This is a genomic window from Arthrobacter sp. 2YAF22_2 (genome assembly GCF_052114645.1).
Lineage (GTDB): Bacteria > Actinomycetota > Actinomycetes > Actinomycetales > Micrococcaceae > Arthrobacter.
In genome coordinates, this window is sequence record NZ_JBFRFD010000231.1 from 1 (window position 1) to 5,576 (window position 5,576).

Annotated in this window: 3 protein-coding genes and 1 pseudogene; all 4 read right to left on the reverse strand. The window is 69.1% G+C overall.

Annotated features, from left to right (window positions below; translation table 11 throughout):
- The coding region (locus AB4Y86_RS10785) for an ABC transporter ATP-binding protein (RefSeq protein ID WP_441402232.1) at positions 1 to 2,067 on the reverse strand (2,067 nt) is incomplete at its 3' end.
- On the reverse strand, positions 2,064 to 3,800 hold the full coding sequence (locus tag AB4Y86_RS10790) for an ABC transporter ATP-binding protein (protein WP_441402233.1): 1,737 nt from the start codon (positions 3,798 to 3,800) through the stop codon (positions 2,064 to 2,066). The genes AB4Y86_RS10790 and AB4Y86_RS10785, both read right to left, overlap by 4 nt.
- Before the next feature lie 239 nt (positions 3,801 to 4,039).
- A complete protein-coding gene (locus AB4Y86_RS10795; RefSeq protein ID WP_441402234.1) occupies positions 4,040 to 5,044 on the reverse strand; it encodes an alcohol dehydrogenase in 1,005 nt (334 codons plus the stop codon).
- A 177-nt stretch (positions 5,045 to 5,221) separates the two neighbouring features.
- Positions 5,222 to 5,576, reverse strand: a pseudogene (locus AB4Y86_RS10800) (hypothetical protein); the annotation flags it as partial.

A 5,576-nucleotide genomic window follows, 5' to 3' on the forward strand; every position in this document is an offset into this window, starting at 1 on the left:
CTGCGCCGCGTACAGCGCCGCGTACGCCCCGTCCGCGGCCAACAGCTCCGCATGGTTCCCCTGCTCCACGATCTGGCCGGCCTCCATCACCAGGATGAGGTCGGCGTCGCGGATGGTGGAAAGCCGGTGGGCGATGACGAAAGAGGTCCGGTCGGAGCGCAGGGCGCTCATCGCCTTCTGCACCAGCACCTCGGTGCGGGTGTCCACGGAGGATGTCGCCTCGTCCAGGATCAGCACAGACGGCCGGGCCAGGAACGCGCGGGCGATGGTCAGGAGCTGCTTCTCCCCCGCTGAAACGTTGGCGCCCTCGTCATCGAGCACCGTGTCATAACCCTGCGGAAGGGACTTCACGAACCGGTCCACGTAGGTCGCCTTCGCCGCCTCCAGGATCTCCGCCTCCGTAGCCGAAGGCCGGCCGTAGGCGATGTTGTCCCGGATGGTCCCGCCGAACAGCCAGGTGTCCTGCAGCACCATGCCCATCCGCGAGCGCAGCTCGTGCCGGGACATCAGCGCCACGTCCACCCCGTCCAGGGTGATCCGGCCGGCGTCGAGCTCGTAGAAGCGCATCATCAGGTTCACCAGGGTGGTCTTCCCCGCCCCGGTGGGCCCCACGATCGCCACCGTCTGCCCCGGCTCCGCAACCAGCGAAAGCGAAGCGATCAGCGGCTTGTCCGGCGAGTACGCGAAGGACACGTCCTCGAACACCAGCCGCCCGCGCGTCGATTCGGGCTTGACCGGCACGTCCGGGTCGGTCAGCTGCTCCTCGGTGTCCAGCAGCTCGAACACCCGCTCCGCCGACGCCACGCCGGACTGCAGCAGGTTCGCCATCGAGCCCAGCTGGGCCAGCGGCTGGGTGAACTGCCGCGAGTACTGGATGAAGGCCTGCACGTCTCCCAGCTGCATCGCCCCGGACGCCACCTGTAGGCCGCCCACCACGGCGATCCCCACATAGACCAGGTTCCCGATGAACGTCATGGCCGGCATGATCAGCCCGGAAATGAACTGCGCGCCGAAGCTCGCCTGGTACAGCTCGGCGTTCTTCTGCCGGAACGTCTCCTCCACCTCGCGCTGCCGGCCGAAGACCTTCACCAGCGCGTGCCCGGTGTACGTTTCCTCGATCTGGCCGTTCAGCTCGCCGGTGTTCTTCCACTGCGCCACGAACAGCTTCTGCGAGCGCTTGGCGATCAGCGCCGTCGTCACCAGGGTCAGCGGAATGGTCACCAGCGCGATGATCGCCAGCGTGGGCGAGAGGATCACCATCATCACCAGCACCCCGGCCACGGTCAGCAGCGAGGTCACCGCCTGGCTGATGGACTGCTGCAGGCTTTGGGAGATGTTGTCGACGTCGTTGGTGACCCGGCTGAGCAGCTCGCCGCGCTGCACGGTGTCGAAGTAGCGCAGCGGCAGCCGGTTGATCTTCGCCTCAATCCGCCCGCGGAGCCGGTACACGGTCCGCTGCACCACACCGTTGAGGATGTACGCCTGCATCCACATGAACGCCGAGGCCAGCACGTACAGCGCCAGCGCCCACAGCAGCACCGAGGACAGCGCCGTGAAGTCGATCCCGGTGCCCGGCGTCAGCGCCATCGCATTGAGCATGTCCGCCTTTTGGTTCTCCCCCGCGGCGCGCAGCTGCGCGATCAGCTGCGCCTTGCTCACCCCCGCGGGCAGCTGCTTGGAGACGACGCCGGCGAAGATCAGGTTGGTGCCCTCGCCCAGCAGCCGCGGGCCGATCACGGAGAACGTCACGCTCACGACGGCGAGGAGCAGTACCAGCGTCAGCCAGAGCCGCTCGGGGCGAAGTTCGCCCAGCAGCCGCTTCGCGGACGGCCAGAAGTTCATCGCCTTCTCCGCCGGGACGTTCATCCCGGCGAACGGGCCGCCGCGGCCGGGGCCGCCGGCCGGGCGGGGAATCCGCAGCGGGGCTTCCTTGCCGGCACCGGGTGAACCCGGCGCCGCCCCGCCACCCGCACCAGGGCCTCCGGGACTGGAGGCTCCCCCGCCACCGGATGCTCCGCCGGAGCCAGCCCCGCCCGCCGTAGGCGTCTGCGATTCGACCTTGCTCATACCGCCTCCTCCGCAGCGAGCTGGGAGTTCACAATCTCGTTGTACGTCTCCGAGGTCTCCAGCAGCTCCTCGTGCGTGCCGTGCGCGACGATCCTGCCGTCGTCGAGCACCAGGATCTGATCCGCGTCCGCGATGCTGGAGACCCGCTGGGCGATGATCACCAGGGTGGCGCCGGCGGTGTGCTGCTTGAGCGCCTGCCGCAGCCGGGCGTCCGTGGCGGTGTCCAGCGAGGAGAACGAGTCGTCAAAGATGTACAGCTCGGGCCGTTTCACCAGCGCCCGGGCGATCGCGATCCGCTGCCGCTGGCCGCCGGAGACGTTGGTGCCGCCCTGCGAGATGGCCGCGTCCAGGCCGCCCTCCATTTCGCGGACGAAATCCTCCGCCTGGGCGATGGCCAGCGCCTGCCAGAGCTCGTCCTCGGTGGCGTCGGGCTTGCCGTAGAGCAGGTTGCTGCGGACCGTGCCGGAGAACAGATACGGCTTCTGCGGGACCAGGCCGATGTGCCCCCAGAGCAAGTCCGGGTGCAGCTCGCGCACGTCCACGCCGTCGATCAGCACCGCGCCGGAGGTGGCGTCGAAGAGCCGGGGCATCAGGTTCACCAGGGTGGTCTTGCCGGACCCGGTGGAGCCGATGATCGCCGTCGTCTGCCCCGCGCGGGCGGTGAAGCTGACGTCGGAGAGGACCGGCGCCTCGGCCCCCGGGTAGGCGAAGCCGACGTCGAGCATCTCCAGCTCGCCGCGGGCGGCGCCGGACGGGCTGACCGGTTGCGCGGGAGGCCGGACGCTGGATTCGGTGCCCAGCACCTGCCCGATCCGATCCGCGGAGACGGCGGCGCGCGGGATCATGATCGCCATGAACGTGGCCATCATGACGGACATCAGGATCTGCATCAGGTAGCTCAGGAACGCGATCATGGTGCCCACCTGCATGGACCCGTCCTCGATCCGGTAGGCGCCAAACCAGATCACGGCCACGGAGGAGACGTTCAGGACCAGCATCACGGTGGGGAACGCGAGCGCCATCAGCCGCCCGGCGCGCAGCGCGGTGTCCGTGACGTCCGCGTTGGCGTGGCCGAAGCGCTCGGTCTCGATGTCCTCGCGGACGAACGCGCGGACCACTCGGATGCCGGTGAGTTGTTCGCGCAGCACTCGGTTGACCGTGTCGATACGGGTCTGCATCAAGCGGAACAGCGGCACCATCCGGGTSACGATCAGGCCSACSGCCASCAGCAGCACCGGGACGCWGACCGCRATCAGCCAGGACAACTGCACGTCCTGCCGGATGGCCATGATGACACCGCCGATGCTGAGCATGGGCGCGGTGACCATCAGCGTCGCGGACATCAGCACCAGTTGCTGGACCTGCTGGACGTCGTTGGTGGAGCGGGTGATCAGGCTGGGCGCGCCGAACCGGGTGACTTCCTGCTCGGAGAATTCCGCCACCCGGGTGAAGATCGCCCCGCGCACGTCCCGGCCCAGCGCCATGGCGGCCTTCGCGCCGAAGTAGACGGCGGCGATGGTGCAGGCGATCTGCAGCAGCGTGATCATCAGCATCATCCCGCCGGTGCGCATGATGTAGTCGGTGTCCCCCCGCGCCACACCCTGGTCGATGATGTCCGCGTTCAGGGTGGGCAGGTACAGCGAGGCGATAGACGCCGCCAGCTGGAAGACGACGACGGCGAGCAGCAGCCGGCGCTGCGGCCTCAGGTATTCGACGAGCAGTTTCCAGAGCATCCGGTCTCCACTTTCCTGGTTCTCACCTTGTTAACGCACACTGCACGCGCGGTGGTTCGGAGGTCAGTTTACGTCCGGATGCTGGGCGTGGACCGGGTTCCTCTCAGGGCGAAGCAGCCGGGCGGTTCTGCGGCGACCCTGGCCACGGAAAGGCGCCCGCGCCCCGGAGGATGCAGGCGCCATGTACTGCCTCGCGGCACGCACTCATCGCGAGTTTGTGGCGGCTTAACCCGTCGCGTTTAGGCGGCGGTGGTCAGGACCACGCGGAAGCGTGCCTTGCCTGACATCATGTGGTCGAAGCCCTCGGCCGCTTTCTCCAGCGGGTAGGTCTCGATCATCGGCCGGACGCCGGTGAGGGCGGAGAAGCGGAGGGTGTCCTCGGAGTCCTTCGCGGTGCCGGAGGCGTGGCCGTTGACGGAGCTGCTGCCCATCACCAGGCTGGCCGCGCTGACCTCGAGGGATTCGTGCGGGACGCCCAGGACCACCAGGCGGCCCCGCGGTGCCAGGCCGCCGACGGTGCCGGACATCGCCTTGGCGTCCGTGACGGTGGCGAGGACCACCTTGGCGCCGCCGAGCTTCTTCAGTTCCTCGGCGACGTCGGCCGTGGTGCTGTCGATGTAGTGGTGCGCGCCGAGCTCCTTGGCGAACGGTTCCTTCTCCGAGCCGCGGGCGATCGCCACGACCTCGAAGCCCATCTTGGCGGCGAACTGCACGCCCAGGTGGCCGAGGCCGCCCAGGCCCAGGACGGCGACGACGTCGCCCGCGCGGGCTCCGCTGTGCCGCAGGCCGTTGAAGGTGGTGACGCCGGCGCACATCAGCGGCGCGGCCTCCTCGAAGCTCAGCCCCTCCGGAATAGCGGCAAGGGCATCGGCGGGGGCCACCAGGTACTCGGCGTAGCCGCCGTCGGCGCTCAGGCCGGTGGTCTTGCCCACCGAACAGGTGATGAAATCACCGCGGCGGCAGGAGTCGCACTCGAAGCAGGCGCCGCCGAACCAGCCCACGCCCACCCGCTGGCCGGCCTCCCACTGGGAGACGCCCTCGGCCACGGACTCGACCGTGCCGGCGACCTCGTGGCCGGGGATGCGGGGATAGGAAGAAGCGAAGCCGCCGGCGGCCATGGCGTCGGAGTGGCAGATGCCGCTGGCGTGGACCTTGACCAGGACGTGGCCGCGGGGAACCTCGGGGATATCGCGCTCGACGGTCTCGAAGGAGGCGCCGGGTGCTGCAAACTGGATGGCTTTCATGGGGGTGCCTTTCCATAGTTCTCGATGGCGGCCCGGGTGGGGACGGCCGGGCCGTTCAGTCAAGGGGGGCCGACGGCAGCGGTGCCGGCCGGCCGTCATGGCCAACCGGCACCGCAATCACCGAGGCCTGTCCGTCAGTTTACGACCGGAGGCTGGGCGTGGGCAGGGTGGGATTTTCTAATGCACCAACGCCGGCTGGGGTGCCTTGACCGGCTCCGCTGCCACCCCGGCGCCGTCGACGGCGTTCCCCGTCACCGGGTGCCCGGCGTCGTGCGTTGCGTGCACCGCGTCGGCGTCGGCCGCATCTCCGTCGGCCTCGGTGGGTACGAACCCGGCCTTGAGCTCACGGTGCAGCGTCACGGTGTCCAGCGAGTTCTGCCACTTGGCCACGGCCACGCAGGAGACGATGTTGCAGACCGTGCTGGTCAGGGCGCGGGCCTCGCTCATGAAGCGGTCGATACCGACGATCAGGGCCACGCCGGCCACCGGCAGGGTGGGCATGACGGTCAGCGTTGCCACCAGGGCCACGAAG